This window comes from Tropicimonas isoalkanivorans, from assembly GCF_900112335.1.
Taxonomy (GTDB): domain Bacteria; phylum Pseudomonadota; class Alphaproteobacteria; order Rhodobacterales; family Rhodobacteraceae; genus Tropicimonas; species Tropicimonas isoalkanivorans.
This window is the reverse complement of record NZ_FOLG01000003.1, coordinates 131,983-158,705: the sequence shown is the minus strand read 5'-3', so window position 1 is coordinate 158,705 and position 26,723 is coordinate 131,983. Positions and strand designations below refer to the sequence as shown.

At 64.3% G+C, this 26,723-nt stretch carries 27 protein-coding genes and 1 pseudogene; 12 read left to right on the top strand and 16 right to left on the bottom strand.

What is annotated here, in order from left to right; genetic code table 11:
* Positions 1-36: 36 nt before the first annotated feature.
* The 15 genes from BM075_RS07960 to BM075_RS07890 form a co-directional block, all read right to left on the bottom strand.
* Entirely contained in the window at positions 37-1,398 is a 1,362-nt protein-coding gene (locus BM075_RS07960) for a calcium-binding protein (protein WP_093360135.1), read from the bottom strand.
* 192 nt (positions 1,399-1,590) lie between these two features.
* Entirely contained in the window at positions 1,591-2,877 is a 1,287-nt protein-coding gene (locus BM075_RS07955) for an OmpP1/FadL family transporter (protein ID WP_093360134.1), read from the bottom strand.
* A 422-nt stretch (positions 2,878-3,299) separates the two neighbouring features.
* Positions 3,300-3,794 carry a ferritin family protein gene (locus tag BM075_RS07950; RefSeq protein WP_093360133.1) on the bottom strand — a complete coding sequence of 165 codons (495 nt, stop codon included), beginning with the start codon at positions 3,792-3,794 and terminating at the stop codon, positions 3,300-3,302.
* Positions 3,791-5,587, bottom strand: coding sequence for an FAD-dependent oxidoreductase (locus BM075_RS07945; protein ID WP_093360132.1), 1,797 nt, complete (start codon positions 5,585-5,587; stop codon positions 3,791-3,793). Before BM075_RS07945 ends, BM075_RS07950 begins: the two co-directional genes overlap by 4 nt.
* A 3-nt stretch (positions 5,588-5,590) precedes the next feature.
* Positions 5,591-6,769, bottom strand: a complete 1,179-nt coding sequence (locus BM075_RS07940; protein ID WP_093360131.1) for an NADH-quinone oxidoreductase subunit D — start codon at positions 6,767-6,769, stop codon at positions 5,591-5,593.
* A gap of 1 nt (position 6,770) precedes the next feature.
* The gene (locus BM075_RS07935) at positions 6,771-7,301 is read right to left on the bottom strand and encodes an NADH-quinone oxidoreductase subunit C (RefSeq protein ID WP_218152834.1); all 531 of its coding nucleotides are present in this window, start codon (positions 7,299-7,301) and stop codon (positions 6,771-6,773) included.
* Positions 7,302-7,306: 5 nt separating this feature from the next.
* A complete protein-coding gene (locus tag BM075_RS07930; protein ID WP_093360129.1) occupies positions 7,307-7,999 on the bottom strand; it encodes an NADH-quinone oxidoreductase subunit B in 693 nt (230 codons plus the stop codon).
* Positions 8,000-8,003: 4 nt separating this feature from the next.
* Positions 8,004-8,909 carry a respiratory chain complex I subunit 1 family protein gene (locus BM075_RS07925; RefSeq protein ID WP_093360128.1) on the bottom strand — a complete coding sequence of 302 codons (906 nt, stop codon included), beginning with the start codon at positions 8,907-8,909 and terminating at the stop codon, positions 8,004-8,006.
* Positions 8,906-12,037 carry a proton-conducting transporter transmembrane domain-containing protein gene (locus tag BM075_RS07920; protein ID WP_093360127.1) on the bottom strand — a complete coding sequence of 1,044 codons (3,132 nt, stop codon included), beginning with the start codon at positions 12,035-12,037 and terminating at the stop codon, positions 8,906-8,908. The genes BM075_RS07925 and BM075_RS07920 overlap by 4 nt, the downstream gene beginning before the upstream one ends.
* Positions 12,031-12,387 (bottom strand): sodium:proton antiporter, encoded by a 357-nt coding sequence (locus tag BM075_RS07915; RefSeq protein ID WP_093360126.1) that lies wholly within the window; start codon positions 12,385-12,387, stop codon positions 12,031-12,033. Before BM075_RS07915 ends, BM075_RS07920 begins: the two co-directional genes overlap by 7 nt.
* Complete coding sequence (mbhE, locus tag BM075_RS07910) at positions 12,387-13,088, bottom strand: hydrogen gas-evolving membrane-bound hydrogenase subunit E (RefSeq protein WP_093360125.1); 702 nt, start codon at positions 13,086-13,088, stop codon at positions 12,387-12,389. The genes BM075_RS07915 and mbhE overlap by 1 nt, the downstream gene beginning before the upstream one ends.
* Complete coding sequence (locus tag BM075_RS07905) at positions 13,085-13,339, bottom strand: hydrogenase subunit MbhD domain-containing protein (RefSeq protein ID WP_093360124.1); 255 nt, start codon at positions 13,337-13,339, stop codon at positions 13,085-13,087. The genes mbhE and BM075_RS07905 overlap by 4 nt, the downstream gene beginning before the upstream one ends.
* A complete protein-coding gene (gene mnhG, locus BM075_RS07900; protein ID WP_093360123.1) occupies positions 13,336-13,671 on the bottom strand; it encodes a monovalent cation/H(+) antiporter subunit G in 336 nt (111 codons plus the stop codon). Before mnhG ends, BM075_RS07905 begins: the two co-directional genes overlap by 4 nt.
* The gene (locus BM075_RS07895; RefSeq protein ID WP_093360122.1) at positions 13,668-13,928 is read right to left on the bottom strand and encodes a monovalent cation/H+ antiporter complex subunit F; all 261 of its coding nucleotides are present in this window, start codon (positions 13,926-13,928) and stop codon (positions 13,668-13,670) included. The genes mnhG and BM075_RS07895 overlap by 4 nt, the downstream gene beginning before the upstream one ends.
* The gene (locus tag BM075_RS07890) at positions 13,921-14,418 is read right to left on the bottom strand and encodes a Na+/H+ antiporter subunit E (RefSeq protein ID WP_093360121.1); all 498 of its coding nucleotides are present in this window, start codon (positions 14,416-14,418) and stop codon (positions 13,921-13,923) included. The genes BM075_RS07895 and BM075_RS07890 overlap by 8 nt, the downstream gene beginning before the upstream one ends.
* A 460-nt stretch (positions 14,419-14,878) precedes the next feature.
* On the opposite strand from BM075_RS07890, the gene BM075_RS07885 reads away from it, so the two are divergent.
* The 6 genes and pseudogenes from BM075_RS07885 to BM075_RS07870 all read left to right on the top strand — a co-directional run bounded on the left by BM075_RS07885 (position 14,879) and on the right by BM075_RS07870 (position 19,043).
* Positions 14,879-15,457, top strand: a complete 579-nt coding sequence (locus BM075_RS07885) for an OsmC family protein (RefSeq protein WP_093360120.1) — start codon at positions 14,879-14,881, stop codon at positions 15,455-15,457.
* Positions 15,458-15,550: 93 nt separating this feature from the next.
* Positions 15,551-15,679, top strand: coding sequence for a hypothetical protein (locus BM075_RS24985; protein WP_281244925.1), 129 nt, complete (start codon positions 15,551-15,553; stop codon positions 15,677-15,679).
* 53 nt (positions 15,680-15,732) lie between these two features.
* Positions 15,733-16,485: a flavin-containing monooxygenase gene (locus tag BM075_RS24630; RefSeq protein ID WP_218152833.1), complete on the top strand. Its 753-nt coding sequence runs from the start codon at positions 15,733-15,735 to the stop codon at positions 16,483-16,485.
* A complete protein-coding gene (locus BM075_RS24625) occupies positions 16,485-16,982 on the top strand; it encodes a hypothetical protein (protein ID WP_218152832.1) in 498 nt (165 codons plus the stop codon). The genes BM075_RS24630 and BM075_RS24625 overlap by 1 nt, the downstream gene beginning before the upstream one ends.
* A gap of 15 nt (positions 16,983-16,997) precedes the next feature.
* A pseudogene (locus tag BM075_RS07875) lies at positions 16,998-18,173 on the top strand (NAD(P)/FAD-dependent oxidoreductase).
* Positions 18,174-18,290: 117 nt separating this feature from the next.
* A complete protein-coding gene (locus BM075_RS07870) occupies positions 18,291-19,043 on the top strand; it encodes a histidine utilization transcriptional repressor HutC (RefSeq protein WP_093360119.1) in 753 nt (250 codons plus the stop codon).
* A 69-nt stretch (positions 19,044-19,112) separates the two neighbouring features.
* On the opposite strand, the gene hisC is transcribed toward BM075_RS07870, so the two are convergent.
* Positions 19,113-20,222, bottom strand: a complete 1,110-nt coding sequence (gene hisC / locus BM075_RS07865; RefSeq protein WP_093360118.1) for a histidinol-phosphate transaminase — start codon at positions 20,220-20,222, stop codon at positions 19,113-19,115.
* Between the two features lie 41 nt (positions 20,223-20,263).
* Between hisC and BM075_RS07860 the strand changes: the two genes are divergently transcribed.
* The 6 genes from BM075_RS07860 to hisD all read left to right on the top strand — a co-directional run bounded on the left by BM075_RS07860 (position 20,264) and on the right by hisD (position 26,720).
* Entirely contained in the window at positions 20,264-21,079 is an 816-nt protein-coding gene (locus BM075_RS07860; RefSeq protein ID WP_245758779.1) for an SDR family NAD(P)-dependent oxidoreductase, read from the top strand.
* 115 nt (positions 21,080-21,194) lie between these two features.
* On the top strand, positions 21,195-22,328 hold the full coding sequence (locus BM075_RS07855) for an ABC transporter ATP-binding protein (RefSeq protein ID WP_245758778.1): 1,134 nt from the start codon (positions 21,195-21,197) through the stop codon (positions 22,326-22,328).
* A 36-nt stretch (positions 22,329-22,364) separates the two neighbouring features.
* A complete protein-coding gene (locus BM075_RS07850; RefSeq protein ID WP_093360117.1) occupies positions 22,365-23,462 on the top strand; it encodes an ABC transporter substrate-binding protein in 1,098 nt (365 codons plus the stop codon).
* 132 nt (positions 23,463-23,594) lie between these two features.
* Positions 23,595-24,548 (top strand): ABC transporter permease, encoded by a 954-nt coding sequence (locus BM075_RS07845; RefSeq protein WP_093360116.1) that lies wholly within the window; start codon positions 23,595-23,597, stop codon positions 24,546-24,548.
* The gene (locus BM075_RS07840; RefSeq protein ID WP_093360115.1) at positions 24,545-25,342 is read left to right on the top strand and encodes an ABC transporter permease; all 798 of its coding nucleotides are present in this window, start codon (positions 24,545-24,547) and stop codon (positions 25,340-25,342) included. The genes BM075_RS07845 and BM075_RS07840 overlap by 4 nt, the downstream gene beginning before the upstream one ends.
* 52 nt (positions 25,343-25,394) lie before the next feature.
* Complete coding sequence (hisD, locus tag BM075_RS07835; protein WP_093360114.1) at positions 25,395-26,720, top strand: histidinol dehydrogenase; 1,326 nt, start codon at positions 25,395-25,397, stop codon at positions 26,718-26,720.
* Positions 26,721-26,723 lie beyond the last annotated feature (3 nt).

The window sequence follows — 26,723 nt, the reverse complement described above, 5'->3', positions numbered from 1 at the left end:
CGCGATGCGCGGGCAGGGGGCCGTTTCGGCCTCCCGTCACAGAATGAAGTTGTCCCCGCTCAAGTCGTTGACGTTGGTGAACTCGATCATCATGTCGACCGCCCGGTCGCCGTTTTCGTCGATCCGAAGATAGGTGCCATCGTAATAGGCCGATGCTTGGCCATGACCGGCAAAATCGATCTTCTTGAATACAATGTCGCCGAAGCCGCTCAGGTCGATCTTGTCGTTGTCGACATTAAAGCCTTCGACAAGATCGATGCCATCACTGCGATGCGTGGAGTCGCCCGGGTTGAACACGAGAGTATCGGTCGCCTGTTTGCTTTCCCAAAGCTTGAAAACGTCCCTGCCGGTGCCGCCGATCAGCCGGTCCCTTCCGGCACCTGCGGTGAGCGTATCGTCCCCGGCGTTGCCGAAAAGGCGGTCGAAGCCATCGCTGCCGCTCAGTTCGTCATCTCCCTTGCCGCCTGAGATGCGATCGCCGCCGGCTCCGCCGTCCATCCGATCGGCGCCAGCTCCACCGTCCATCCGGTCGGCCCCGTCGCTGCCGTACATGGCGTCCGCGTTGGCGCCTCCGTACAACGTGTCATCGCCGGCCCCGCCGTTCAGATAGTCGGCACCCTCGCCACCGTCCAACATGTCCGCGCCGTCCCCGCCGGAGAGAGTGTCCTTGCCTTCCCCGCCCCAGATCCGGTCCCTTCCGGCATCTCCACCGAAGTGGTCGGCGCCTGCGCCGCCCCACATCCGGTCGTTGCCGTCACCTCCGCCAGATGTGTCGTCGCCCGCCTGGCCATAGATCTTGTCCCGGCCCTGGCCGGCCCAAATCTTGTCGTCGCCGCCGCCGGCATAGTAGGTCTCGTTATTGGCGTCGCGGAACGGCTTGGAGTACTCGCCCGTCCCGAGTTGGTCGGCACGGCCGCCGCCGAAGACGACGTTCTCGCCGTTCAGAAAATAGTTCAGCCAGCCTGCGACATCCTTGGTCGTTTCGTTGGCTGCGCCGTCTTCGTTCACGTAGCGCCCGTCCTTGACCTTGAAGCCGTAGTGGTAGATCGCGTCGGCCACGGTATCGATGAAGTTGCGACCCTTGAAAACAAGCGTGCCGCCGTCGCCCTGAACGTGGTGAAAGCCGGACACCACGTCGCCGTTGTCGTTGCCGTGCGCTTCGAGGAATTTCACGTACTGGGCGGGGTCGCCGTAGACCGTCGTGGAGATCGTGGCCATATCGCGGGCGGTCAGCAGACCGTCCTTGTTGACTCCGGATTCCTCGATCGCATCCAGCAGGACGGCGTTCAGGGTCTCGGCGGCGCGCACGCCCTTGGCGATTTTGGCGTCTGAAATGCTTTTCTGAAGGCCAGGATCGAGGATGATCCCGCGTAGGAGGCTCGCAAGTGGGTCCGACATGCTCTCGTCCAGGAATGTTGTCGTGCCCCCGGGGTAACCTCTTCTTCAGAACCGCGTCGGCAACTTGGCGGGATTGGGGCGACAAGATGCCGAGCCATTGCGTGGGCGGGTTCTGACCGAAACGACGGAAAACCCGGACGGCCTGGCCGCCCGGGTCATCTGCCTATACGCGCCGACGATACCGGAGCCGGTTCACCACTTGTAGCTCATCGCGAGCGACAGCTCGTTCTGGTACATATCGAGCGTGACCGGGTTGGTCAGCGACGGCGTCTTGTTCCTGCCCGACACGTCATTATCGAACGCGTGGGTGTAGGAGCCGCTGACCGACCAGTTGCTGTTGATATCGTAGGTCGCCCCGATCGACGCATGCCATTGCGGGGTCGCCGGGGCGAGAGTGTTGAACAGCACCTGGTCATCGTCGATGAATTCGGTGGCATGACTCACGCCGCCTCGGATCGTCCACTGATCCGTCGCCTCGTAATTGGCCGCGAGGCGGACGATATCCATGTCCTTCCAGCCGAATCCCGGTCCGTCATCGTCCCCGAGGGTGGGTGTGATCTCGGACCCGCTGTTGGCGATAGCGTTGATGTCGCCATAAAAGATCCGTTGGTATTCGCCCGTGATCGTCCAACGGGGGGCGCTGGCAGGCGTGAACGCTGCACCGATGACCGCGGTGGCGGGTATGTCGAAATCACCCTGTTCGGCGAACAGCCCGGAGTAGCGGTCGAACTCGCTCATATAGATTCGGGACCGATAGGCCGCGCCGATGGACCATTGTGCATTCGGCGTGATGTGCACGCCGAGGTTGTAGCCCCAGCCGCGTGACCAGGAGTCATCGTTGTCGGTCACGTTGCCGGGATCGGTCGAGAACAGCGTGAAGGGCTGGAGCCCCGTGGCGCTGAACCGCTGCACGGCATAGATCGGCGCGATACCGACCGAAAGCTGCGGGTTCACCTCGTAGGCGTAGTTCAGCCCGATGAACAGTTGCTCGAGGTTCACGCCATAGGGCGTCTTGGCACCGGTCCCGTAGAATTGGCCAATGCCGGCAAAGGGATTGCCGTCGTATTCGGTGTTCATGCCGCCGTTGCCGACGACCACGAAGCCGAGCGAACTCCGATCGTTCAGCATGAAGTTCGCGCCGCCGCAGGGGATCACGAAGCTTTTGTTGCTGCTGGTCTCCTTGCCCGGCACAAGAAACCCTGTGGGGTCCTCTCCGATGTCGAAACTGCGGTCGGGACTGAAGTAGGTCAGGCAGAATGCGGCTTCGTTCCCGACCTGGGTGCCGAGCGCGGGGTTGGTCGCAATGCCCATCACGCCGCCATCCATCGCGACGCCGGCTCCGGCCATCCCCTTGGATATCGTGTCGAATCCGTTCGCGAAGTACCCGTTCGTCGCCAGGGCCGGCGTTGCGCCCAGGCCGGCCAGGCAGAGTACCGCAGTGGTTCGGGCGGCATTGCCGTGGCGTGGTCTCTTGTACATGGTCTGTCACCTCTGGTGCACCAGGACCAACAAGACATGAGGTTGGAGGACCCCGATGCGATTTCGTGTGTTGTCTTCAGGATTGGCCGATGTGCAGTTCCCTCACTCCTTCAAACATTCGATTTAGTGCATTCACGAAGCTGTGTGTCCCACCTTTGCGGCGGCCACGACATGAGATGGATCAACCAGCGCACGAATTTTTTTAAAAGTTGCATTGGATTTGCCGGCATCCGCGAGGCGATGGCTGCCAAACGGGTGCGGTTCCGGCCGGGGGCCTTGCCAGCTTCTGCCAACGGGTAGGGCAAAGGTCTCATCCCCGGCCGGGACCCCCGCCGCGCAGTCCACGACTTGCGTATCGCCCGGCGGATCTGTCGACCCTTCAGTTGCTTATTTTGGAAAGCTCAGGTTGCTTCGGGCCGGCGTCAGACGCCGCCAGAGTGAACGACCTCGTAGTAGATTTTTTCGAGCTCCGCCTTGTGCTTGGTTTCTTCGTTCGCGAGGAAGACGAACGCATCCTTCAGCGGGCCGACCGGCGTGCTCTCGGCCAGTTCGGTATACTGGTCCATCGCCGCGCTCTCCCGCATCAGAGCATACTGCAGAACCGCCTGGTCGTCGGGGTTCGGACCAAGATCCGGCGTTTGAACGCAGTCCGAGAACTTGCCATCGGCCACGGGGCGGGCGATTTCCGCTACCATGACGGCCTCGACGGCCGGGTCCTTGGCAAGTTTGGTGAACAGGTCCACGTGCTCAAGCTCTTCTTCGGCCAGTTCCTCAACGAGCCAGCGGATGTCCTTGGAAACGTTGGGAATGAGGGCGGTGTAGAACCGGTGGGCAACTTTCTCGAATTCGGTCGCGGTCTCGAAGATCTCCCGGATCGTCGTCTTTCCCGACAGTTTCGCCTTGTTCATCTCGCTCATTGCATCACCTCCCGTGCTGCGAGTTCATCCATGACCGTCCGCGCAACCCGGTGTCCGTCCGCAACGGCGTTGATCACGTCGGGTCCTTTCACGGCGTCGCCCGCGGCAAACAGCCAAGGTTCGGACGTTCGGAAGGCGCCATCAATGCGGATGCGTCCCCGGTTCCATTCCAGCGCTTCGGTCAGCGCTTCCTCCAGGAGCGACGTGTCGGCCATCTGGCCGATGGCTTCGATCACCATCGTACCTTCGTGAATCTGTTCGTCGCCCTCGTCATAAGCGGGGGCGAACCGCCCGTCGGCGTCGAAGATGGACTTCACCCGCCACGTCCGTAGACCGGTGACAGCCCCGCTCTCGTCGCGGACCACCTCCTGCGGGCCGCGGGCGTCGAAAATCTGCACGCCTTCCTCGCGGCTTTCGACGATCTCCTCGCGGTCCGCCAGGAAATGGTCGATGTCCTCCAACGCGGTCAGGGTGACGCCGACACGCCCGTATTTCTGCATCTGAAGACGCGCCATCGAGCGGGCGATGTCCATCGCCACGTTACCGCCGCCGATCACCACGAGGCGTTCGGGCACCGGCACCTCCTCGCCGTCGGTGATCCGGCGCAGTAGGTCCACTGCCTTCTCCACGCCCGGACCCTCGGTTCCCGGCACGCGGGTCGAGCGGCCCATGTTGAGACCGATGGCGAGGATCACCGAGTCGTAGTCGCGGCGCAGCGCGTCCATCGTGACGTCGCGGCCGACACGGCAGTTGGTGCGTATCTCCACGCCCATCGCTTCGATGACGCCGATGTCGCGGTCGAGCGCCTCATAGGGCAGGCGGTATTCGGGGATGCCGTAGCGCATCATGCCGCCCGCGTGGGACAGCGCCTCGAACACCACCACGCCATGACCGGCGCGGGCGAGGTCGAAGGCTGCAGTCAGGCCGGCGGGGCCGGCACCAATGATCGCCACCTTTCGGCCCGTGGGCGCCGCCGGCTTGCCGATCAGCTCCAGCCTGCGGTCGAAGGGCACCTCGTCCACGATGTGCCGCTTGAGCCAGCGGATGGCGATCGGGTCGCCTTCGTGCAGCGCGGCGCAGGATGTTTCGCACTTGTGGGTGCAGACGCGACCGCAGACCTCCGAGAACGGGTTCGTCTCGTAGAGGATCTCCAGCCCCCGATCGTAGTCCTGATCGCGCACGGCGGCGATGTAGTCGGGGATCGACATGTGCGCGGGGCAGGTGGCGACACAGAGGCCGCATTCCACGCAACGATCCGCCTCCAGAATTGCCTCGGCGCGGCTGTAGCCGTCCACGATCTCCTCGAAATTCGAGATTCGTGTCTCCGGCGGCATCTCCTCCATATGGATGCGCTCGATGCCGGAGAGCACCCGCTTGCCCTCGCGCTCATAGCCTTCCTCATCGTCCTTCCACGGCTCTTCGAGACCGGGCACGAAGCGGAAGGCGTCCGGGTCGGTGTCGACCCAGGTGTATTCGTTCGACATGGTGAGCGAGCCGGTCATGCAGACGTCGACGCAGAGCGCGCACCAGCAGCATCGGCCGTAGTCGATCTGCGGGCGCAGGCCGGAGTCGCCCGTTCGGGTTTCGATACCGTCGACCGGGACCATGTCGATGGCCGCGTTCTGACAGATCGCCTCACAGGTGCCGCAACCGATGCAGCTCGCCATGTCGTTCTGGTGGAATCCGCGGTAGCGGTCGGCGGCCGGCCGGCCGATTGGGTTCTTGATGGTCACCGGCTCGTCGAAGACGTGCTTCCAGACGGTGAACGGGGTGAGGACTTCGCGCAGGCCCATGGCTTACCTCTCGATCTCGGGGGGATAGGTGTGCAGGGACACCATAAGCGCGGCCACGTCCGAGATGTTCGTTCCCGGGATCAGGTGTTCCAGCAGCGCCATTGCGTGGGTATAACTCGGCCCCCGCACGTTGATCCGGCGGGGATAGCCGGTGCCATCGGTGACGAGGTAATAGCCGTATTCGCCCCGCGAGCATTCGCCCTTGATGTAGGTCTCGCCGCGCGGGATCTTCCAGTGCAGGACGTTGGGGATTCTCGCCATCGCCGGGCCGTCCTTGGGCATCTTGCGCAGGATCTGGCGGATCAGGTCGATGGAGGTCTGCACGTCTCCCCGGCGCACCGTGGCGCGGGCGAAGATGTCGCTGTCCGTCGCGGTCGCCACCTCGAAGTCGAGTTGGTCGTAGACGAGGTAGGGGCTGTCCTTCCGCAGATCCTTTGCTACGCCGCCGGCGCGGGCGTTCGGGCCGGTTACGCCGTAGGGCTCGAAGAGCTTCGGATCGATCACGCCCACGCCCTTGGTGCGGGTCTTGAAGACCGAGTTGGAGAACATGACCTTGTCGATATCGTCGAGGTAGCGCTCGGCGGTGCTCAACACCTCCTCCATCCGCGCCTCGAACCCCTCGGGCAGGTGCCCGCGCACGCCGCCTGGCAGGATGAACATGTGGTAGATCCGGGCGCCCGTGAGCTCCTCGAAGCGGTCGAGCATCAGGTCGCGGACGTAGGTCATCCATTGGCCGGTGATCCCGAGGCCAAGCGCGCCGCCGATCCCGCCCAGAAACATCATGTAGCTGTTGAAACGGCCCATTTCGAGGATCAGTGTGCGCATCCAGGTGGCGTATTCCGGCACCTCGATGCCGGCGAGGTCCTCCACGGCAGCGGCATAGCAGTACTCGTTGAAGTCAGGCTCCGGAACGCAGACTCGGCAGACGATGGGAAACACCTGGATGAAGGTCCGGCGCTCCATCAGCTTCTCGAAGCCGCGGTGAAGGTATCCCACGTGGGTCTTGCCCTCGACCACCTCGTCGCCACAGACGGTCAGTTCGACCGACATGTTGCCGGTGATGCCGGGGTGGTTCGGGCCTTGCCACAGCTTCAGGTACTTGCCCGTCTCCAGGTCGATCTCCAGTTTCCCGTCCGCGTCCGCCGCGGGATACTGGGTGCGGTCCGGTTTGAAGTTGAACATCTCACACCCCGTCCGGATAGAGCTTCGATTTCATGTATTCGCGCGGGTCGTGGGTCACGCGGCCCGGGCGCTCGGCGTAGGTCTGCTGCGAATAGGCGAGACTGTCGAAGTCGCGCCGGTAGGGCGGAAGGTCGGTCCAGCCTTCGAGGATGAATTCCTCGTCGATCCGCGGCGAGCCCGGGAAGTCGATGCCGAACATCTCCTTGAGTTCGCGCTGGTAAGTGGCCGCCGTGGGCCAGAGGTCGTGGATGCTGTCGCCCTGCGCCTCCTGCCGGTCGAGCATGACGCGAATGCCCAGCGTCATGTCTCGGCCGCGGTTGTTGAGCATGTAGGTGAGCTGGAAAAGGCCGTCCTCCATCCAGTCCACCGCCGTCAGCAGGACCAGATGGGTGAAGCCATGGACGTCCCGCAGCTCGGTCAGGAGCCCGCGCAGGTTCTCTCGCGGGACGGTGACGAAGGCGAGCTTGCCTCCCTTTGGCTCCAGTTGGCCCAGGCTGTGACGTTGCTTCAGAAGGGCGTGAAGGTGTCTCATTTCCATCACCAGTTGTAATCCGGCATGTCCCAGTCCTTGATCACGGACTTCTGGTTCGCCTTGTAGGTCGCGAAGTTCTCGGCGTACTTGTTCGCCCCTTCGCCTTTGCCTGCCTTGATCAGCTTCTTCAGTTCCATGAAACCTGCGAGCAGCGCTTCCGGGCGTGGCATGCAGCCGGCGATGTAGAGGTCGACGGGCAGGTACTGATCGAGCCGCTTGATGGTGTTGTAGCTGTCCCAGTACATCCCGCCGTTGATCGTGCAGGAGCCGAGGCCCACCACGTATTTCGGCCCCTGCATCTGCTCGTAGGCGCGGATGGCGCGCTTGAGCGTCTTGACCGAGAGGTAGCCGGAGATCATCAGCAGGTTCGCCTGCCGGGGCGTCGGGCGCCATTGGATGCCGTAGCGATAGGCGTCGAAGCGCGGCGTCATCAGTGGCCGCATCTCGATCGCGCCGCAGCCGGTGCCGAAGCCGAGGATCCAGAGCGAGTTGGCCCGGGCCCAGTTGTAGAAATCCTCGACGATCGGGATGTAGGCCTTGGGGTGAACCTTCGGCGCCGCTTCGCAGAAGTAGTCCTTCAACGGCTCGATCTCGATCTCCTGGCCGTCCGGCGTGGTCACCCTGCGGGGGCGAAGCTCTTCGCGAAGGGGGAACTCGGTTTCGATGTTCTTCAGGAACTTGTCGTCAACGTCTTTCATGGTCTCACACCGTCAGGATGGCCAGCACGCCCACGGGCAGGCCCCATTTGAGGAAGAAGCGGATAGATTGCTCGACCCGGAAGCGCGGGTGCACCACGCCGATCACGGCCGGGATCATGTACAGCAGGAACGCCTTGATCGCGAATTCCGCCCAGCTGGTCGCCCCGCCGAAGAAGAGGTTCATGTAGATGATCGTCTTCGCGATAGGGAAGATCGCGCGGTTGGTCTGCATCAGCGCGAGGTAGGCCGAATGGTATTCCGTCGGCGGGCCGATCGGGATCTCTTGTGGTGCCAGCACCACGTCGAAGGGCGAGCGCATCATCGTGCCGACGAAGGCGAACATTGCTGCGACGACGGCAAGCGGGTTGGTGAACAGCGTCCAGTTGAAGAGGCCGCCTTGCTGGGCTGCGACGATCTCGGTGATCGAGAGCGTCTGGTACTGCACCGCGATGGCATAGACCGCGAGCGCCAGCGGAAGCTCGGCCATCGTCACCTGGCTGAGGCCGCGTGAGACACCGATAGCGGAATGCGGATGCCCACTTTCACCCGCACCGAGCGCCATGCCAAGCGTGCCGAAGAAGACGAAGTAGAGCGCCAGCACCAGGTCACCCGCGAAGGCGAAGTTCTGCGCCCAACTCGATCCATAGATCGTCGGCACGAAAAGGATGAGACCGATGCCGCCAGTCAGCCGGAAGACAGGCCCAAGGTAGTACATGACCCCGTGCGAGATTTTCGAGCGGAGCGCAAAGTTCTTCACCAGGTCGATGTAGTTCTGGTAGACCGGTATGCCCGGCCGCCCGCCGACCCGTGCTGCAAGCTTGCGCACCACCGCCGTCATCAGCAGCCCGTAGTTCAGGATGATGAAAAGCGTCAGCAGCGCGTAGGGGATCTGTATCCACTCGAAGGTCATGCGATGCCTCCCATCGCGATCAGGTAGACGGCGACCACGAACAGCAGCACATGCGCCGCGTAGGTCTGGCCGTTTCCGCTGTAGAAGCGCCGGGTGAATTCGCCCGCGCCGTTGATGCCACCCGTCACACCGCCCCAGAAGGACGTGACCACTGGCGTTTCAAGGAACCCCATCGCCTTGCGATAGGGGGCGAAGAAGTTCCACGCGAAGTGCGTCGTCTCCGGGCGATAGGGACGTTCGGCCGAGAAGACGATGTTGAACTGCTTCACCATCTGGGCGTCGTGGTTCTTGGCGATCAGGATTGCGAAGACCGCCACGAAGACCATCACGATCACCGCCATGATCGCGACTGGGTTCCAGTACCCGAACTCCGACGTGATGGCGCGGCCGTGCCAGACCAGCGGTTGGTCCCCGAAGATCGAGCCGATGTATCCGTCGACCTTTTGCAATGCCATCCCGGGCAGAACGGCAAAGGCGATCAGGAAGGCCACGAAGATCATTTGCGGGACCAGGATCCAGACCGGAGCTTCCTTCAGCTTTCGGTGCGGGTCCTTGAGTTGGCCGAGGAAGATCGTGTGGATCAGCCGGAAGAGGTAAAGGAAGCCCACCGGCCCGGCCATGAAGATCAGGATCAGCGGCAGGCGCAGGTCGGCATCCATGATCGCGTTGTAGAAGATCCACCGACCGCCAAAGCCCGACAGCGGCGGCACGCCCGACATTGCGATGATCCCCACCAGTACCGAAACGAAGCTGAACGGCATCAGGGTGATCAACCCGCCCATCTGGTACATCAGTTTGGTGTGGGTGCGCTTGTAGACGCCCCCCACGGCGAGGAAGAGCATCGACTTGTAGACGTAGTGGTTGATGACGAACATCATGGCCAGCAGCCAGCCTAGGTGGTTCATCAGCGCGACTCCGAAGAGCGCATAGCCCATCTGGCTGATCGAGCTGTAGGCGAGCAGACGCTTGGCGTCCTCCTGGAAGACGGCCAGCACCGCGCCGAGGAAGGCCGAGATCGCGCCGATGTAGGCGAGCACGACTGTCAGATCGACGCCGTAGAGGCTCTGCCGTCCGAGCTGCATCAGCATCAGGAAGAGCCCGAAGAGCCCCGCCTTGAGCAGGATGCCCGAGACCATGGGCGAGACATCCGTCTCCGCCTCGGCATGGGCGCCGGGCAGCCAGATGTGCAGGCCCATGGCGGCGGTCTTGGTCAGGAACCCCGCGGCGAGCAGGACGAACACCCACGGCGCCAGGTCTGCCGCCGCCACGTCCTGCAGACCGTCGATGGGGTGGGGCTGCACGCCGCCGGAGGCGAGCGCGAAGCCCGTCAGGATCGCGAAGGCGCCTCCGAGCGAGAAGAGTATGTAGCTCAGCGCGTGCGGTTCGGACATCCGGCCCCGCAGGATCAGGAAGTAGGAGCCGAGCGTCATGACCTCCCACGCCGCGAAGAACTCGAAGAAGGTCGTCGCTTCGAGCAGCAGGGCGAGGCCTGCGTACATGGCCATGGCGGAGGGATAGAAGCCGAGCCTGCGACCCTTTTCGGTGAAAGAGGCGAGGAGGATCACGGCTCCGCCCGGGATCATCACGGCGGCGAAGATCAGTCGCATGGGGTCGTAGTCGCCGGCCACCATCGCGAACCAACCCAACAGGGCCGCGATGGCGAGGCCGTTCTTGATCCGCGCGTCGAGCGGTTCCAGTAGGATGAAGACAACGGCGGTAATCGCTGGAAGCGTTGCCAGAAGGTTGAATTGTTCCGGGCCGTTGCCCCAAAGGTACCCGAGTGCCCAGCCGCCCGCGACCGTGGCGAAGGTGATGCCGCAATCGACTGGATTGGACGCAAGGCCGTTCTCGGCCGCCTCACGCTTGATGGCGTAACCGAACCAGCGGAAGAGGTAGGCGGATTCGATCAGCACCCCGAGTAGGATCAGCGTCAGCACCGGCAGGCGGCCGGCGGCGACGAGGGCCTGGGCGAGGTCCCATTTGGCATAGAAGCCGGGGAAGGGCGGCAAGCCCACCAGCATCGCGACGAAGGTCGCAAAGGCCAGCACCATCGGCGCCCGTGTCCGCAGCGCGGCCCAGTCCTCCAGCTTGCGGCCACGCACCATGGAGGACATCCAGAACAGCCCGGCCTTGGCAACCGCGTGCGACAGGATCAGGCCGCCCGCGACATAGAGGTAGGCATCGCCCAGCACGTCCCGCTGGCCGATCACGGCGAGGATGAGCCCCAGTTGCCCGACCGAGGAGTAACCCAGCAGCCGCCGGTCGTTCTCCTGCCGGAGCGCGACGATGTTGGAGGCGACGAAGCTCAAAAGGCCGATGCCGGTCAACAGCGGCAGCCATTCGGTTCCGGCCGGGGCCACGACCTTGTCGACGACAAAGAGCGCCGCGCTGCCGGTCGCAGCCGAGAAAAGGGCGGAGAAACCGGGATGGGCGGAGGTGTAGATGTCGAGCGCCCAACCGTTGGCGGGGAACGGCTTCAATTCCACGATCAGCGCGATCAGCAGCAGGAACATCGCCAGCGATGCGCCCCGGAAGGCGACGGGGGCGACTGTGATGTCGTCAATATTGAGCGAGCCTGTCGCGTGGTAGGTGAAGATAATACCGACCAGCAGCAGAATCGAGATGATCTGGCTGACCACGAGGTACTTGAACCCCGCCCCGATGGCGCGCTCATCCTGCGACAGCAGCACGAGGCCAGCGGTGGCAATGGCAATCAGTTCGATGAAGACAAACAGGTTGAAAAGGTCCCGCGTCATCACCAGACCCGAGACGGCCATGACGAGCACCAGAAGAACTGCCTGGCTGCCCCGTCCGAGCCTCAGCAGCGCCGCGCGCATGGAGAGCGCGGCGAGGAGGCCGGTGAGGGTGATGAGGGATAAGAGCGCCGCCTCCGGAAGGCCAACGCGCAAATTGATCGCAAACGGCGGGGCGACGCCGGCGGTGTGGATCTCGGCCGTCTGTGCCGCGCCGGTTGCGAGCGCCAGCGTCCAGCCGAGGGCGATTGCCGACATGACGCCGAGTGCCGTCAGCGTGATACCAAAGAGGACCCTCGTGCGGGCCGGTTTCATCAGCCCGAGGGAAAACGCGGTGCCGAGGCCGATGGCGAGGATGAGGACCGGGCTTACCATTTCAGCTCCGTGAAGTTCGAGATGTCGAGGCTGCCGCGCAGCCGGAACAGCCGGTAGGCGTAGGCGAGCATGAGCGCGGTGATGCCCAGGCCGATCACGATGGCGGTGAGCACCAACGCCTGTGGCACGGGGTCGATGATCCGCTCGGCCGCTTGCGCGACGGGCACGGCGGCATCGAGGATCGGTGCCGTGCGGCCGGGCAGGAACCCCACCGCGACGAGCACGACGTTCACGCCGGTATCGGCAATGGTGAAGGCCACGATCATCCGCAGGATGTCACGGTTGGTCAGGGCGCCGTATATTCCTGCGAGGATCAGCACGAAGCCGGTTGCGAGGGCGATCTGGGCCATCACGCATCCTCCGTTTCTTCGAGGCTTTCCAGGATCGAAGAGAACTCCGCTCCGACCTTGAGCCCGATCAGGACCGAAATAAGGGGGATCGCGCCGGCCGAGAGCATGGCGCCGAACCGCCCCAGCGGAAGGATGCCGTTGTCGAGGAAGCCCCCGGCGAGGGCCATGCCGGCGAGGCCGACGAGCACGTAGGCCAGCCCCGATATGCTTTCCACGCGGGCGATCACCGAATGGGCGAAGCGGTGTGACGGGTCTGCGAGCAGCATCAGAAGCACACCGGAGGCTAGTATGGCGCCCCCCTGGAACCCGCCGCCCGGCGTCAGGTGCCCGTTCATGATGACGTACGCGCCAAGCAGAGTGATGAGCGGCAACAGCATCCGGGAGCCGGTCGTCAGCAATTCGCCCGAGGGAAGGAAACCGGCCCCGGACGCACCGGGAGGTGTCTTGGACTGTGCCAGCACCAGCGCGATGATGGCGGAGGTCAGGAACAGGACCGTCACCTCGCCCAGCGTGTCCAGGCCGCGCCAGGTGACGATGATGCCGGTGACGATGTTGGGGGCGCCGACATCGGTCTGCGCATTGGCGGCATAGTACGCGGCGGTCCGGTTCAGCTCTGCATCGGGTACATAGCCGGCGGCCAGCGTCCAGAACGCGACCCCCAGCAGGGCGACTAACCCGGCGATCAGGACATTGCGGATCATTTCGCGCCCTCCCGTCGAATGCGGCCCATGACGAAGAAGAAAAGGAAGGTCGTGAGGCCGGAGCCGATGGCCGCCTCTGTCATCGCAACGTCGGGCGCGGCCAGCACCACGAAGAGGACGGATGCCAGCAGGCTGACAAGCCCCGCCGCCAGAACGGCCGTGACCGTCGAGCGGGTGACGAGCGCCAACGCCGCCGCGCCGACCATTGCCAGCCCGACGACCAGTCCCAGACCCAGCAACACCGTACTCATGCGAGACCCTCCTGATCGTCGGCCAAAGCGTCGGCCTTTGTCTTGTCCGTCGCGGGCACACCGGCCCGGTGCGCCGCCCGCGCCAGGACCTGCGACGACAGCGGGTTCGTGAACATCAGGAACAGCGCGATCAGCAGCAGCTTGATGGACCAGCCAGGCATGATCAGCGCCGCACCGAAGAGCGACAGGATGGTGCCGAGCGTCGTAGCCTTGGTTCCGGCCTGAATGCGGGTGTAGGTGTCTGGCATCCGGACGAGGCCCAGCCCGCCAAGCGCAAGGAACACGACGCCCGCGGTCATCACCGCGACGCCGAGCCAGGTGAGGGCGATCATCGGTCGCCTCCTTCCAGGTAGCGGGATGCCACGATCACCCCGAGGAAGGACAGCAGCGCATAGACCAGCGCCACGTCCAGGTAGATGCCGCGGCCGGAGACGAGTGCAGTGATGACCAGACCCGTGACGGCGATGACGGTGAGCGTGTCGAACGCGACCACCCGGTCCACTGCGGACGGACCGGCGGTGAAACGCCAGAATGCCATGGCGAACGCGAGCGCCGTTATGACGCCGGGGAGCAGAAGCGTGTCAGTCATACATCACCTCCAGGTATTTCTCGAAGCCGGCCACGATGGCCTCCGTCGCGGCTTCCGGGTCGGTCGTTTGCGCCACGACCCAGTGCACGTAGATCCACTCGCCCCGTAGCTCGACCGAGAGCGTGCCGGGGGTCAGGGTGATCGAGTTCGCGAGTAGCAGGCGGGCGACCGGGTGCTGTAACCGGGTTCGCACTTTCACAATGGCGGGCGTCATCGGCAGAGCGGGGTCCAACACCAACCAGGCCATGGCGAGGTTCGCGCGGACCAGCTCGGTGAAGAAGAAGGCCAGATAGCCGGCCGTCGCTTTCGCCGAGGCGACCGAGACGCGATAGCCGGACAGGAAGGACAGGCTTCCTGCGAAAAAGTATGTGATCCCGCCGGCCACGAGCAGACCCACAACGATCACGTCCAGCTGCAGCGCGCCGTTCAGCAGCAGCCAGAAAACGAACATCGTGGCGAAGAGTTTTGCGGGTGCGAACGTGTCGCTCATGGAGTCCTCCGCGGAGTCGTTGAGACAGACCTCACGATTTTCCTCCGGTCGGCGATCGGGGACGCGTGCCCATTCTGTCGCGGAGGGGAGGTGAGTCCTGCGTCTGCGGCCTTATAAGCATACATTCAAATTTATTGATTTGATCTTGAACAAACTGGTTCAGTTTTTTCGGCCATGGGCGCGAGAGGTCGCCCGCGGGAGCCGGGCACCGGTGTGACGTTCGACGCCAGCCGGAGGAAATTCGACCTGTGCAAAGCGCTCGAAGGGGCGATGTGAATGCACAGGCTGTTCCGGCAATCCCTTGGCAGCCAGTTACACAGCCCGTGGGAAAGAAACACATGATACACGATGCCCGTGTTCCTGACCGCATTCTGAAACGCCGGGTCCGTACACCTCCTGTCATGGCCGAAAGCAAACGGCCCCTTCGAACGAACATTTCAACAGACAGGACACCCTACAGATGAACGCTACAGTCATGGAAAAGCCCGCCAAGGTCGCCAAGAACGGCGTCGACGTTCCCACCCTTCTGGCCACCCTCGGTGTGGTCAAAGAAATGCCGGCCGCCGCAAAGTTCCAGTTTCGCGCCAAGGGCCAGTGGGTGAGCGGGACGCATAGCCGTGCCGCGATCAACGGCTATTTTGGGGCGGGCGAGGAGCATGGCCGCGAGGCCGACTTCGTCGTGGAAGGCGATCACCCTGCCGTTCTCTGCGGCGCCGACAAGGCTCCGACGCCGGTCGAGTACCTTCTGTCGGCCCTCGCAGCCTGCATCACCGCCGGCATCGGCAATATCGCCTCCGTTCGGCAGATCGATCTGGAATCGGTGGAGACCACAGTCGAGGGCGACATCGACCTTCAGGGCATCCTTGGCCTCAACGAAGAGGTGCGCAACGGCTACGAGGGCATTCGCGCCACTGTGAGGATCAAGGGCGATGCCGCCGCCGAAGATCTCGAGAAGGTCGTTCGCCAATCGGTTGCGCGGTCTGCCTTCTTCGACATGCTGACCAACGGCACGAAGGTCGACGTGGCCGTCGCCACCTGACCCGGTTTCGCGGCGGGCTTCGGCCCGTCGCTCGTTCAATCGGGGCGGTGCCTGACACGGTGTCGACGATCCCCACGCCCCGAGGATACAGCGATGACCCATTCAACCGGTCCCATGCGGCCCGTCGGCAGCCTTTTGACTCGCGCCGTCTGCCGCGTCTTCCGCTTTCCCACGATCCTGCCCGACCGCCGCGACGGCTGGATCGCCCGAGCCGACGGATAAAGCCGTCGCAACGCCCGCAACACCGCCCAGCCAGCCCTTCATGGAGCCTCCCCATGATCCGCAAGACAGATGTTCTGATCATCGGCGCCGGCCAGGCCGGTCTGGCGATGAGCCGCTGCCTCGCCGATCGCGGAATCGACCACGTCTTGCTGGAGCGGGGCGCGGTGGGGCAGCGCTGGCGGGCCGAACGCTGGGCCTCGCTGCACCTGCTCACGCCCAACTGGATGACCCGGCTTCCCGGCTGGCACTACGAGGGCGCGGACCCCGAGGGCTTCATGCACAAGGACCATGTCGTCGGTATGCTGAACCGGTATGCGCGGTCCTTCGCCGCCCCGGTCGAGGAATTTGCCGCCGTCGAAAGCGTGCGTCGATCCGGTCGCGGATTCCTCGTCGAGACGCAGACGGGATGCTGGGCGGCGCGCGCAGTCGTGATCGCGACCGGCGCGTGCGACCGCCCCGCCGTTCCGCATTTCTCCCAAACCGTCGCGCCCGGGATCTCCCAAGTGACCACCGCGGATTACGTCCATGCGGACCAGTTGGCACCGGGCGGTGTGCTCGTGGTCGGCGCATCGGCGACAGGCGTGCAACTGGCTGAAGAGATCCACCGGTCCGGCCGCCCGGTCACGTTGGCAGCAGGGGCGCATGTGCGCCTTCCGCGGCAGTATCGCGGCCGCGATATTCTCGAATGGCTGGACCGCTGCGGCGTTCTGGCGGAGGCGCGCGACCGTCCGTGCCCCCGCACCGGGCTTTGGTCCAGCCGTCGTTGCAACTGGTCGGTTCCGTGCCGCCACGGGACATCGACTTGATGACCCTCGCTAGGCTCGGCGCGACCATCACAGGGCGCGTGACCGGGGTAGAAGGTACCGCCGTACGGATCGCGGACACACTGGCCACCGACATGGCGGCGGCGGAGGGGCGCAGGGAGCGTACGCTCGCACGCATTGACGATTTCATTCTGCGCACAGGGGCTGATGCGCCCGCAGCCGCGCCTTCTCCGACTTTGTCTGTTCCCGACGGCGCAGCCACGCGGGCGCTCGACCTCCGCACTGCCGGCATACGCACCATCGTCTGGGCGACAGGCTTTCGCCGCACCTACCCATGGCTTGAGGTTCCGGTGTTGGACCGGTCCGGCGAGATCGCCCAGTCCGGGGGGCTGACCGCGTGTCCCGGGCTCTACACCCTCGGCTTGCCCTTCATGCGCCGGCGCAACTCGACCTTCATCGACGGCGTCGGTCAGGACGCGCGCGAGATAAGCGCGGACATCGCACACCACCTGGAACGCTCGCATCGCGACGCCGCCTGACACAGGAGAGACCCCATGACCATTCTACCAGACCCCGGCCAATTCGATGCATTGGTCGTCGGCGCCCGGTGGGCTGGCGCCGCGACGGCCATGCTCCTCTCTCGCGCCGGGCTCAAGGTTCTGGCTATCGACCGGGACGCAGCCGGCACCGATACCAAGTCGACCCATGCGCTGATGCGGGGCGCGGTCATGCAACTGGATCGCTGGGGCGTTTGAAACGGTCTGGTTGCGGCTGGCACGCCTCGGGTGCGCAAGACCACCTTTCACTATGGTTCCTCCGCGTATCCCTTGGAGATCGGACCGTCCTTTGGCGTCGATTTCCTGATCGCTCCGCGACGGACCCTTCTGGATGCGCACCTCGTGGATGCCGCCCGCGTGGCAGGGGCCGAGGTCCGCCATCGCACGGCGCTGCGCGAGTTGTTGCGTGACCCGCAGACAGGACGGGTGACGGGCGCGGTCCTGTCCGGCCCCAACGGGCAAACCTACAATGTCTCCTGTGGGATCGTCATCGGCGCCGACGGCCGCCGGTCCTCCGTGGCGCGGATGGCCGGGGCAGGGACCCGGGAACAGACCGTTCATCGGTCCGGCTGCATCTACGCCTATGTCACCGGCCTGCCGGAGGATGGCTACCACTGGTATTACGGCCCCGGTACGACGGCCGGGGCGATCCCGACCAATCAGGCTGCCCACTGCGTTTTCGCTTCGGTCAGGGGCGACGAATTCGTCCACCTCCGTCGTGGACACGACCGGGAGGGGCTTTTGACGACCCTCGCCGGCCGGGCGAATGCGGCGTTCGGGCAAAGTCTGGCGGACGTGACACAAATGGAACCTCCGGTCATATTCGGCGGGGCGAACGGGCATATTCGGGAGAGCTTCGGCCTGGGCTGGGCGCTCGTTGGCGATGCCGCGTACTTCAAGGATCCTAACACCGCGCATGGGATCACCGATGCCCTCCGGGACGCCGAGATCCTCGCGAACGCCGTGATCGCTGGCACGGATGCCGCGCTTGCGGGCTATCAAGCGCGACGCGATGCGCTGTCGCGCGGCCTCTTCCGGATCACCGACCGTATCGCTTCGTTCGACTGGACGCTTCGCGAGTTACAAGAGCTTCATCGGGACCTGAACGAAACGATGAAATGCGAGCAAACCTGGATGGCGGAGGCGTTCGCGCCGCCGGCCTCGGCCGCGTGAGTGACTTGGGCTGGGTCAGATCGCGGCGGGATAAATATGTATGTACTTGTCTCGGTCAGCATGGAAAGCTGACCTCGAGACCGCCGCCGTACCTTGCCAGTGGAGTGCCCCACCATCATGCCGCCCTCGGGATCGACGGAAACGCTCCACAGAAGGATCCTCGACGATTTCCGGACGAAGATTGTCGACGGGGAATGGGAACCGGGGCGGCAACTCGCCAAGGAGACCGAACTCGCGGCCGACTATGGCGTCGCCCGGATGACCATGAACAAGGTCCTGACGCAGCTTGCGCAGGAGGGGTATCTGGTCCGCCGCAAACGCAGCGGGACGTTCGTCGCCAAGGCGCGGGTGCAGTCGGCGGTGCTGGAGGTCAACAATATCGCCGAGGAGGTCGCCGCCCTTGGGCGCCCTTATTCGTGGAAACTGCTGAGCAACGAACTGCGTCGCCTGACGTTGAGTGACCTGCGGCTTTTCGGAGCCAGGACGACGACTGAGGAAGCGGACGCGCTGTGCCTGCAGGGCATTCATTATGCTGGCGACGAACCTTTTTGCCTGGAAACGCGTGCCATCAACCCCGTGGTCGTCCCGCAGGCGACGGGGATGGACTTCAGTCGAGAGGTACCGGGAAACTGGCTGCTTGCCTCGATGCCCTGGACGACGGCGCGTCATCAGGTGCGCGCGGTGAATGCCGAGGGGTCGGACGCGCGGCTTCTCAGGGTGCCGGACGGTGCGGCCTGCCTCGAGATCCTGCGCAAGACGCAGGTCGAGGCGGGGTGGGTGACATTGGCCCGGCTCCTCTATCCAGGGGAGTCGCATCAGCTTGTGGCGGAACTCGCGCCGCACGCACCACCGGGGCAGGGGCGCGGCTGAGCCTCTTGGTCCGGACTTTATGATCGCGAGCGGGCAACCGGGCGAGCGCCGAGCCCGGTGCCTCCGGGGTCAGTCTCCGAGAACAGTTTCGAGCGCGCTCAGGAACTGATCGTTCTCCGCGGGCAGACCGATGGAGACCCGGATGAAGCTCTCATACCCCGGCTGTTTCCACGGCTTGACGATCACCCCGTGGTCAATCAGGCGATCAGCGATCTCGACGGCCGGCGCCCCGACATTCACGAACAGGAAATTGCCCTTGGAGGGTAGCACTTCCAGGCCTTGGGCGCGGAGGGCGTCGGATACGCGGCTGCGTTCCGCAAGTGTCCGCGCGACCGCGTCCCGCATCGCCTCCGGATGCCGTAGCACCGCCAGCGCTGCCGCCTGGGCGACAGCGTTGACGTTGAACGGTGTGCGGACGAGGTTCATGCCCCGGATCAGGTCGTCGCAATTCGACAGACCATAGCCGATCCGCAAGCCGGCAAGTCCGTAGGCTTTGGAAAACGTGCGCAGGACGAGAAGCGGTTTGTCGTGCCCGGCAAGTCGCTCAGTGCCCGCGAGGTAGTCTTCCCCAAGCGCATATTCCACGTAGGCCTCGTCAAGGCACAGCACGCTTTCGGGATGCTGAGCGTCAAGCACCCGGTCAAGCTCTTGCGGCGTCAGCCAGAGGCCCGCGGGGCTCATCGGGTTGGCCAGGATCGTCAGCCGGACGGGACGGGCCACGGCAGCCAGCAGGGCGTCGATATCGATGCGCCGATCCGCCGTCAGGTCGATCGTAACAACCCGTGCGCCCATCATCCGCGCATAGTCCTCGTGTAGCGGGAAGGAGGGGTAGAGGGTGACAATCTCGTCCCCCGGTCGCAGCACGGCGCGGGCCAGCACGTTGAGCAGATCCTCGGAGCCGTCCCCGAAGATGACGCGCGCCGCGGGGACGCCCGTCAGTCGGGAGAGCGCCACGGCAAGGTCGCGGGCGCTCGGGTCCGGGTAGACCTGCGTGGACCGGATGGCCGCCTGCATCGCGCGCAACGCTTCTTCCGGGAGCGGGTAGGGGTTCTCGTTGGACGCGAGCTTGGCGATTGTCTTTCCACCGCATCGACTGGCAACGTCCGCGAGTGTAAGCCCGGAATTGTAGGGCAGAAGTGCTGCCAGTTCCGGCCGCAGGGCAAACTCGGGTGAGGCCATGTCGATCTCCGTTGACGCATGCGGGGCGAGAAGGCACGGTTATGTCTATACATGTCAAGGTCAATGATCGGAAGACGCACATGATGGAACAGACCGAAGGTCGCTCGGACGTCACATACAACTTTACCGGGAGACGGGTGTTGGTGACGGGCGCCAGTCGCGGCATTGGCCGTGCGCTTGCGATGGCATTCGGGCGGAGCGGTGCCGATCTGGTCCTGACCGCTCGAAACGCGGAGTCGCTGGACGATACTGCCACCCAACTCGCGAAGCTGGGGTGCGACGTGGACTGCTTGTCCGTCGATCAGCGAGACGTCGGCCAGATCCAGGAACGTCTGGCCGGGCTGCCGCGCGTGGACGTGCTCATCAACAACGCCGGCGTGGAGGAAGTCCGGGCGTCACTCGACGTCGACGAGCCGCTTTGGGACAAGATTGTCGGAACCAACCTCAAGGGCGCTTTCTTCGTCGCGCAGGCTGTCGCCGCGAAAATGGTGGAAAACGGTGGCGGGGCGATAGTGAACCTGGCGTCGCTGACATCCTACGTTGGCGTTCCCACTGCCGTTCCCTACGGCGCATCCAAGACCGGGATTCTCGGGATTACCCGGGCGCTGGCGGCGGAATGGGCGCCCAAGGGAATCCGGGTGAACGCGATTGCGCCGGGCTATTTCAAGACGGATTTGACCGGCGTCTTCTATGAGGACCCCGCATGGGTAGAAGCGATGACGGCGAAGGTTCCGCTGGGCCGATTGGGTCGACTCGATGACCTCGAGGGAGCAGCGATGTTCCTTGCATCCTCGGCCGCGGACTATGTAACTGGCCAATGCATAGTCATTGATGGCGGATTTTTGGCGCAAATCTAGGCATACTGCGAGCGCGGGGGCCGATGCGGGGCTTCGTCTGGAATAAGTATATACAAAAAGCGGGGTGACTCCTAGGCATGGGCCCGCCAGACCGACGTCGGAGGAAGACGAAGCCATGAACCAAAGTCCGTCAGCCGGCACCATGCAGGCGATGCGCGGAGAGCCACCGAAGGTTGCCGTGCGTGTCCGCGACGTGACGATGGATTTCGGAGGCGGCGCGCTGGCTGTGGACCGCGCGAGTTTCGATCTGGAGACGGGGCGGTTTTTGACGATCCTTGGTCCGTCCGGCTCCGGCAAGACGACGCTGCTGCGGATGATCGCAGGGTTCCAGAAACCGACCTCGGGAGCGATCACCATCAACGGCCGCGCGGTCGATGCCACGCCGCCGCACCGGCGCTCCGTGGGTATGGTGTTCCAGCGGCTCGCGCTGTTTCCCCACATGACCGCGGCCGAGAACGTGGCCTTCCCGCTGAAGATGCGGCGCTTCAATCCGAAGACGATCCCCGGCCGGGTGCGGGAGTTCCTCGACCTGGTGAAGCTTGGGGACTACGGAGATCGCCGCATTAACGAACTGTCCGGCGGCCAGCAGCAGCGCGTGGCAATTGCCCGCGCCCTGGTGTTCGAACCGGAGCTTTTGCTGCTGGACGAGCCGCTCGCCGCACTCGACCGGAAGTTGCGCGAAGAGATGCAGTTGGAATTCCGGCGTATCCAGCACGAGCTCGGCGTGACCACGATCAACGTGACCCACGACCAGCGGGAAGCGCTGGTGGTTTCCGACGACATCATCGTGATGGACGGCGGCAAGATCCAGCAACATGCCCAGCCGGTGGACCTCTACCGCCGGCCGGACAACCCCTTTGTGGCTGGCTTCCTCGGGGTATCGACATTCGTCGATGGCGAGGCAACCTCGGATGGGCTGCGTGCCGGTGGGCTGACTCTGCGCGGCACCCATGCAACGGACATTTCCGAGGGCGCGCCCGCGCGCGGTGCGATCCGGGCCGAACAGATCCGCATCGATGCCGACCCGCAGGCGCTCGCTGGCTGCGATACGGCCGTGCCGGGAAAGATACACGATGTGATCTTCGAAGGCGAACGGCTGCTCTACGTCGCGGCGCTGGACGGGCTTCCGGGGGTGGAATTCCGCATCTACCATCACGATCCGGACGCGTTCGACCTCTACGACATCGGTGCTCCGGTCATGATCGGTTGGAACGCGCGCGACATGAAGATTTTCAAATCCGTCGCTTGAGAACAGGCGGATACACCAGCAGAGGAGAGACTACCGATGACGAGCAAGCTTACCCGCCGCGGCGTACTCCGCGCTGGCATGGCAACAAGCGGGGCCGCCCTGCTTTCCGGCCTGCCAGCAACACGCCTCCTCGCGCAGGAGCCTGAAAAACCCACCGAGATCATCGTCCGCGCCTGGGGTGGCGAATGGGTCGAAGCGCTGAAGAAGGGCGTGTCCGATCCCTTCACGGAAATGACGGGGATTGCCGTCCGCCACGACCTGACGGAAGACAACGAGATCCAGCCGAAGGTCTGGGCCGCCGTTGCGCAGGGCCGTGTGCCGCCGATCCACATCAACTGGGACACAACCACAAACGCCACGAAATCGGCGCTGCGCGGGGTGACCGAAGACCTCTCGGACCTGTCCAACCTTGCCAATACCACCGAGCTTGCCAAGCCGGTCGGGCTTGACGGCTACCCGCTCGTCAACACCTACGGCTACGTTTACGTGCTGGCCTATCGCCCGGACGCCTTCCCGGACGGCCCGCCGAACTCCTGGAAAGACCTGCTCGATCCGAAGTTCAAGGGCCGCATCGCGCTCTATAACGACGGCATCGGCTTCCACTTCCCGGCGCAGGTCGCCGGCGGGGGATCGCTGGACGACATCCCGGAAAACATGGACGCCTGCTGGGACTTCGTGCGCCAGATCAAGGAGCAAAACCCGCTCCTCGGCGAGGACCCGGACTTCACCACCTGGTTCCAGAATGGCGAGATCGACGCGGCCTGCACCATCTCGACCAACGCCCTCGGGGCGAAGCGCAACGGTGTGGACCTTGCCTGGACAGTGCCGGAGGAGGGCTGCAAGTTCGACACGGACTGCCTGTGGATTCCGAAGAACCTGCCGGAAAACGAGCTGTACTGGGCCAAGCAGTACATCAACCTGGCGCTCACGCAGGAAGGCCAGCAGGTCTGGCTGGACGGCCTCGGCCTGCCGGGTGTCGTGCCCGGCCTGACGCCGCCGGAAGGGCTCGCGGGCGATCCGTCGTACCCGACCGAGCCCGAGGATTTCGAGCGGCTGATCCGGATCTCCTCGGCTGTTCAGGTCCAGAACGAGAGCGACTGGTTCGCAAAGTTCAAGGAAATCATGCAGGGGTAATTGCCGCCCCTCGGCGCGCCGCCTAAAGGTGGCGCGCCCAACATCTTTCAAGACAGCGTCATTGAGCACGCCTGGACACGTGGAGACGGGTTCAGGGGCGACGCTGTTCTTCGTCACGGGAAAGCCTGCGCGATGTCTCAGGAAAACGATACGAAGACGTTCCGCTACCCGCTGCGGTGGCGGATCATGGATGCCTTGGAGGCCGCGCTGGATGTGCTCTGGCCCCGGCGTCTCAGCCCGTATTCAGGCTGGGCGCTGATCATGCCGGCGCTGCTTTTGGTCGGTATCCTCGTCCTCGGGCTGTTCCAGATCGCCGAAAGCTCGCTGCATGTGCTCGACCGATCCACCTTCATGCCGGCGGAAGAATACACCCTCGCCAATTACGAGATGGTCGCGGACAGCGCGACCTACTGGCGCGTGCTGTGGCGGTCGCTCCTCGGCGCGGGCCTGACAGTTTTCTTCACGCTGCTGCTTGCGCTGCCGTATTCCTACATCATGGTCCGTACGCCGAGCGCGGCGGTTCGAAAGGCGCTGCTCGTCGCGCTCTTCCTGCCGTTCTTCATCGGGCAGGTTGTTCGCGCCTATGGCATCCTCATCGTGCTGGGCACCTCCGGGGCGGTCAACGACGTGCTGGGGCTGTTCGGTGTTGAACCGGTGCGGCTGCTGTTCAACTTCCCGGCGGTCGTGTTCGGACTGGTGCAGTACATGCTACCCTTCGCAGTTCTGATGCTGGCGCCCGCGCTCACCGCCATCCCGCGGGAAACGGAGACGGCCGCAAGCTCGCTCGGCGCGAACTGGGTCAGGACCTTCTGGCACGTGGTCATCCCCATGGCGAAGCCGGGGCTGGTGGGGGCGGGGCTGGTCGTCGGCACGCTCTCGCTAACGGATTTCGCGATGCCGGCCATGCTCGGTGGCGGATCGCAGGATTTCATCGCGAACGCGATCTACGACCAGTTCTTCCGCACGGCGGACCAGGGGCTGGGCGCAGCACTGGCGCTGCTGCTGGTCGCGCTCGGCTCGATCCTCGTCGGTATTGTCATCGCGGTCTTCGGGGCCGGCACACTCGGCATGGGAGGCAAGAAATGATCAGCCCGACGCAACGCATCCTGTTCTGGAGCATCGTCTGGTTCTGCATCGTGATCCTCTCGGTGCCCACGCTGATCGTGGTCGGAGCCTCGGTGACCGCGGGCAACATTATTTCTTTTCCTCCCGATGGGTTCTCGCTCAAATGGTACGGCGAGATCGCCCTGGCGCGGGACCTTCGCCAAGCCTTCGGGCGGTCGATCATCGTGTCGCTGATATGCCTAGCGGTGTCCGTGCCCGTCGGCACGCTGGCCGGCCTCGCGCTCACGCGGTATCGCCTGCGCTTCGCCAATGCCTTGCAGGTCTACCTCCTGCTGCCATTCACGATCCCCCTCATCGGGTCGGGCATCGGCATGATGCTCGTCTTCGGAAGCTGGCGCATCCTCGGCAGCGTCTGGCCCGTGGGCGTGGCTCTGGCGGTCATCAACATCCCCTTCATCATCTGGTCGGTCTCGTCCTCGGCAGCCTCCCTCGACGGCGACCTTGAACTTGCGGCCGCCAACTGCGGCGCGGGCCGGGTGGAGACCTTTTTCCACGTGACCCTGCCGGGTGTAATGCCCGGTGTCATCACCGGCGGGCTGCTGATGTTCGTGCTGGCGATGACGGAGTTTCTGGTGAGCCTGCTCCTGACAGACGCGCGCACCGTCACGCTCCCCGTTCAGATTTACAACAACATCCGCTCCATCATCACGCCGGACCTGGCCGCCGTCTCGTCAGTCTTCGTCGTGATCGCGCTTCTTGCGGTCTGGCTTCTCGACCGGCTGGTGGGGCTGGAAATTTTCCTCAAGTCGAAGTGATCCCTTTGCCCGCAGCCCTGATGGGCGCGGTGCCGAGTAGAAAGGAACCGAAATGTCCGATGTGAACGTTCAGCGCCTGAAGGAGTTGTCGCCCGAGGAACGCGCCGCCCTGGTGAAGCGCTCGGAAGCCGACCTGTCGTTCTTCCTCGAAAAGGCGCAGCCGATCATCGACGCCGTTCGCGAAGAAGGCGATGCGGCGCTCGTCCGGTTTGGCCGCGAACTCGACAATGCCGAACCGCTGACGAAGGAGACGCTGCAGGTCACGGAGGAAGACTTCGAGGAAGCGTTCTCCCGCGTTGACGACGAGGTGATCGAAGCGATCCGCTTCGGTATCGGCAATATCCGCACCTTCCACGAGGAGCAGGCGCCGGAGCCCATGTGGCTCAAGGAGATCCGCCCCGGGGCCTTCGCCGGTGACCGCTTCACGCCCATCGAGTCCGTGGCGCTCTATGTGCCGCGCGGCAAGGGTTCCTTTCCCTCGGTGACCATGATGACCTCCGTGCCGGGCGTCGTGGCCGGCGTTCCCCACCTTGCCATCGTGACGCCCCCAGGTCCGGACGGGAAGGTGGACGCCGCGACCCTCGTCGCTGCCCGGATTGCCGGGGTCGAGACCGTCTACAAGGTCGGCGGGGCTCAGGCCGTGGCTGCCGTCGCGCTCGGCACCGAGACGGTGAAGAAGGCTCAGAAGATCGTGGGGCCCGGCAGTCCCTGGGTGGTGGCGGCGAAACGGTTGTTGGCGGGGGTGATCGACCCGGGCCTGCCCGCCGGCCCCTCCGAAAGCATCATCCTTGCCGACGATACCGTGCATGGCGGGCTGGCCGCGATGGACCTTCTGATCGAGGCCGAGCACGGCCCAGACAGTTCCGCCTGGCTGGTGACGGACAGCGAGCGGGTCGTGGAGCAGGCGCTGGAGGCGCTGCCGACGCTTTGGGGCGAGATGACCGAACAAAGGGTGGGCTTCTCCCGCACGGTCCTGACGGGTCAATCCGGCGGCATCGTGCTGGCGGAGTCCATGGATGACGCCTGTGCTTTCGTGAACGAATACGCGCCGGAGCACCTCGAAATCCTGTCGGAGAAGGCGTTCGAATACCTGGGCGAGATCACAAACGCGGCGGAGATCCTGCTCGGCACCCACACCCCGGTTTCGGTCGCGAACTTCGCTCTTGGTCCCAATGCCGTGCTGCCGACGTCCATGGGGGCCGCCACTTACGGACCTCTCTCCGTGACCGACTTCTTGCGCCGGAGCTCCATCGGCTACGTCACTGCCAAGGGGTATCCGGAAATGGCCAAGGCGGCAAAGACGCTGGCGGATTACGAAGGCTTCTCCTCCCACGCGATCGCGGTGAGCGACCTGCGCCGGACTTACCTCAAGGGCTGAACG

Bases quoted from the DNA above. Each gene is read 5' to 3' on its own strand.
- BM075_RS07960 (WP_093360135.1), bottom strand. From the start codon at position 1,398: ATGTCGGACCCACTTGCGAGCCTCCTACGCGGGATCATCCTCGATCCT.
- BM075_RS07955 (WP_093360134.1), bottom strand. From the start codon at position 2,877: ATGTACAAGAGACCACGCCACGGCAATGCCGCCCGAACCACTGCGGTA.
- BM075_RS07950 (WP_093360133.1), bottom strand. From the start codon at position 3,794: ATGAGCGAGATGAACAAGGCGAAACTGTCGGGAAAGACGACGATCCGG.
- BM075_RS07945 (WP_093360132.1), bottom strand. From the start codon at position 5,587: ATGGGCCTGCGCGAAGTCCTCACCCCGTTCACCGTCTGGAAGCACGTC.
- BM075_RS07940 (WP_093360131.1), bottom strand. From the start codon at position 6,769: ATGTTCAACTTCAAACCGGACCGCACCCAGTATCCCGCGGCGGACGCG.
- BM075_RS07935 (WP_218152834.1), bottom strand. From the start codon at position 7,301: ATGAGACACCTTCACGCCCTTCTGAAGCAACGTCACAGCCTGGGCCAA.
- BM075_RS07930 (WP_093360129.1), bottom strand. From the start codon at position 7,999: ATGAAAGACGTTGACGACAAGTTCCTGAAGAACATCGAAACCGAGTTC.
- BM075_RS07925 (WP_093360128.1), bottom strand. From the start codon at position 8,909: ATGACCTTCGAGTGGATACAGATCCCCTACGCGCTGCTGACGCTTTTC.
- BM075_RS07920 (WP_093360127.1), bottom strand. From the start codon at position 12,037: ATGGTAAGCCCGGTCCTCATCCTCGCCATCGGCCTCGGCACCGCGTTT.
- BM075_RS07915 (WP_093360126.1), bottom strand. From the start codon at position 12,387: ATGGCCCAGATCGCCCTCGCAACCGGCTTCGTGCTGATCCTCGCAGGA.
- mbhE (WP_093360125.1), bottom strand. From the start codon at position 13,088: ATGATCCGCAATGTCCTGATCGCCGGGTTAGTCGCCCTGCTGGGGGTC.
- BM075_RS07905 (WP_093360124.1), bottom strand. From the start codon at position 13,339: ATGAGTACGGTGTTGCTGGGTCTGGGACTGGTCGTCGGGCTGGCAATG.
- mnhG (WP_093360123.1), bottom strand. From the start codon at position 13,671: ATGATCGCCCTCACCTGGCTCGGCGTCGCGGTGATGACCGCGGGCGTC.
- BM075_RS07895 (WP_093360122.1), bottom strand. From the start codon at position 13,928: ATGACTGACACGCTTCTGCTCCCCGGCGTCATAACGGCGCTCGCGTTC.
- BM075_RS07890 (WP_093360121.1), bottom strand. From the start codon at position 14,418: ATGAGCGACACGTTCGCACCCGCAAAACTCTTCGCCACGATGTTCGTT.
- BM075_RS07885 (WP_093360120.1), top strand. From the start codon at position 14,879: ATGAACGCTACAGTCATGGAAAAGCCCGCCAAGGTCGCCAAGAACGGC.
- BM075_RS24985 (WP_281244925.1), top strand. From the start codon at position 15,551: ATGACCCATTCAACCGGTCCCATGCGGCCCGTCGGCAGCCTTTTGACT.
- BM075_RS24630 (WP_218152833.1), top strand. From the start codon at position 15,733: ATGATCCGCAAGACAGATGTTCTGATCATCGGCGCCGGCCAGGCCGGT.
- BM075_RS24625 (WP_218152832.1), top strand. From the start codon at position 16,485: ATGACCCTCGCTAGGCTCGGCGCGACCATCACAGGGCGCGTGACCGGG.
- BM075_RS07870 (WP_093360119.1), top strand. From the start codon at position 18,291: ATGCCGCCCTCGGGATCGACGGAAACGCTCCACAGAAGGATCCTCGAC.
- hisC (WP_093360118.1), bottom strand. From the start codon at position 20,222: ATGGCCTCACCCGAGTTTGCCCTGCGGCCGGAACTGGCAGCACTTCTG.
- BM075_RS07860 (WP_245758779.1), top strand. From the start codon at position 20,264: ATGTCTATACATGTCAAGGTCAATGATCGGAAGACGCACATGATGGAA.
- BM075_RS07855 (WP_245758778.1), top strand. From the start codon at position 21,195: ATGAACCAAAGTCCGTCAGCCGGCACCATGCAGGCGATGCGCGGAGAG.
- BM075_RS07850 (WP_093360117.1), top strand. From the start codon at position 22,365: ATGACGAGCAAGCTTACCCGCCGCGGCGTACTCCGCGCTGGCATGGCA.
- BM075_RS07845 (WP_093360116.1), top strand. From the start codon at position 23,595: ATGTCTCAGGAAAACGATACGAAGACGTTCCGCTACCCGCTGCGGTGG.
- BM075_RS07840 (WP_093360115.1), top strand. From the start codon at position 24,545: ATGATCAGCCCGACGCAACGCATCCTGTTCTGGAGCATCGTCTGGTTC.
- hisD (WP_093360114.1), top strand. From the start codon at position 25,395: ATGTCCGATGTGAACGTTCAGCGCCTGAAGGAGTTGTCGCCCGAGGAA.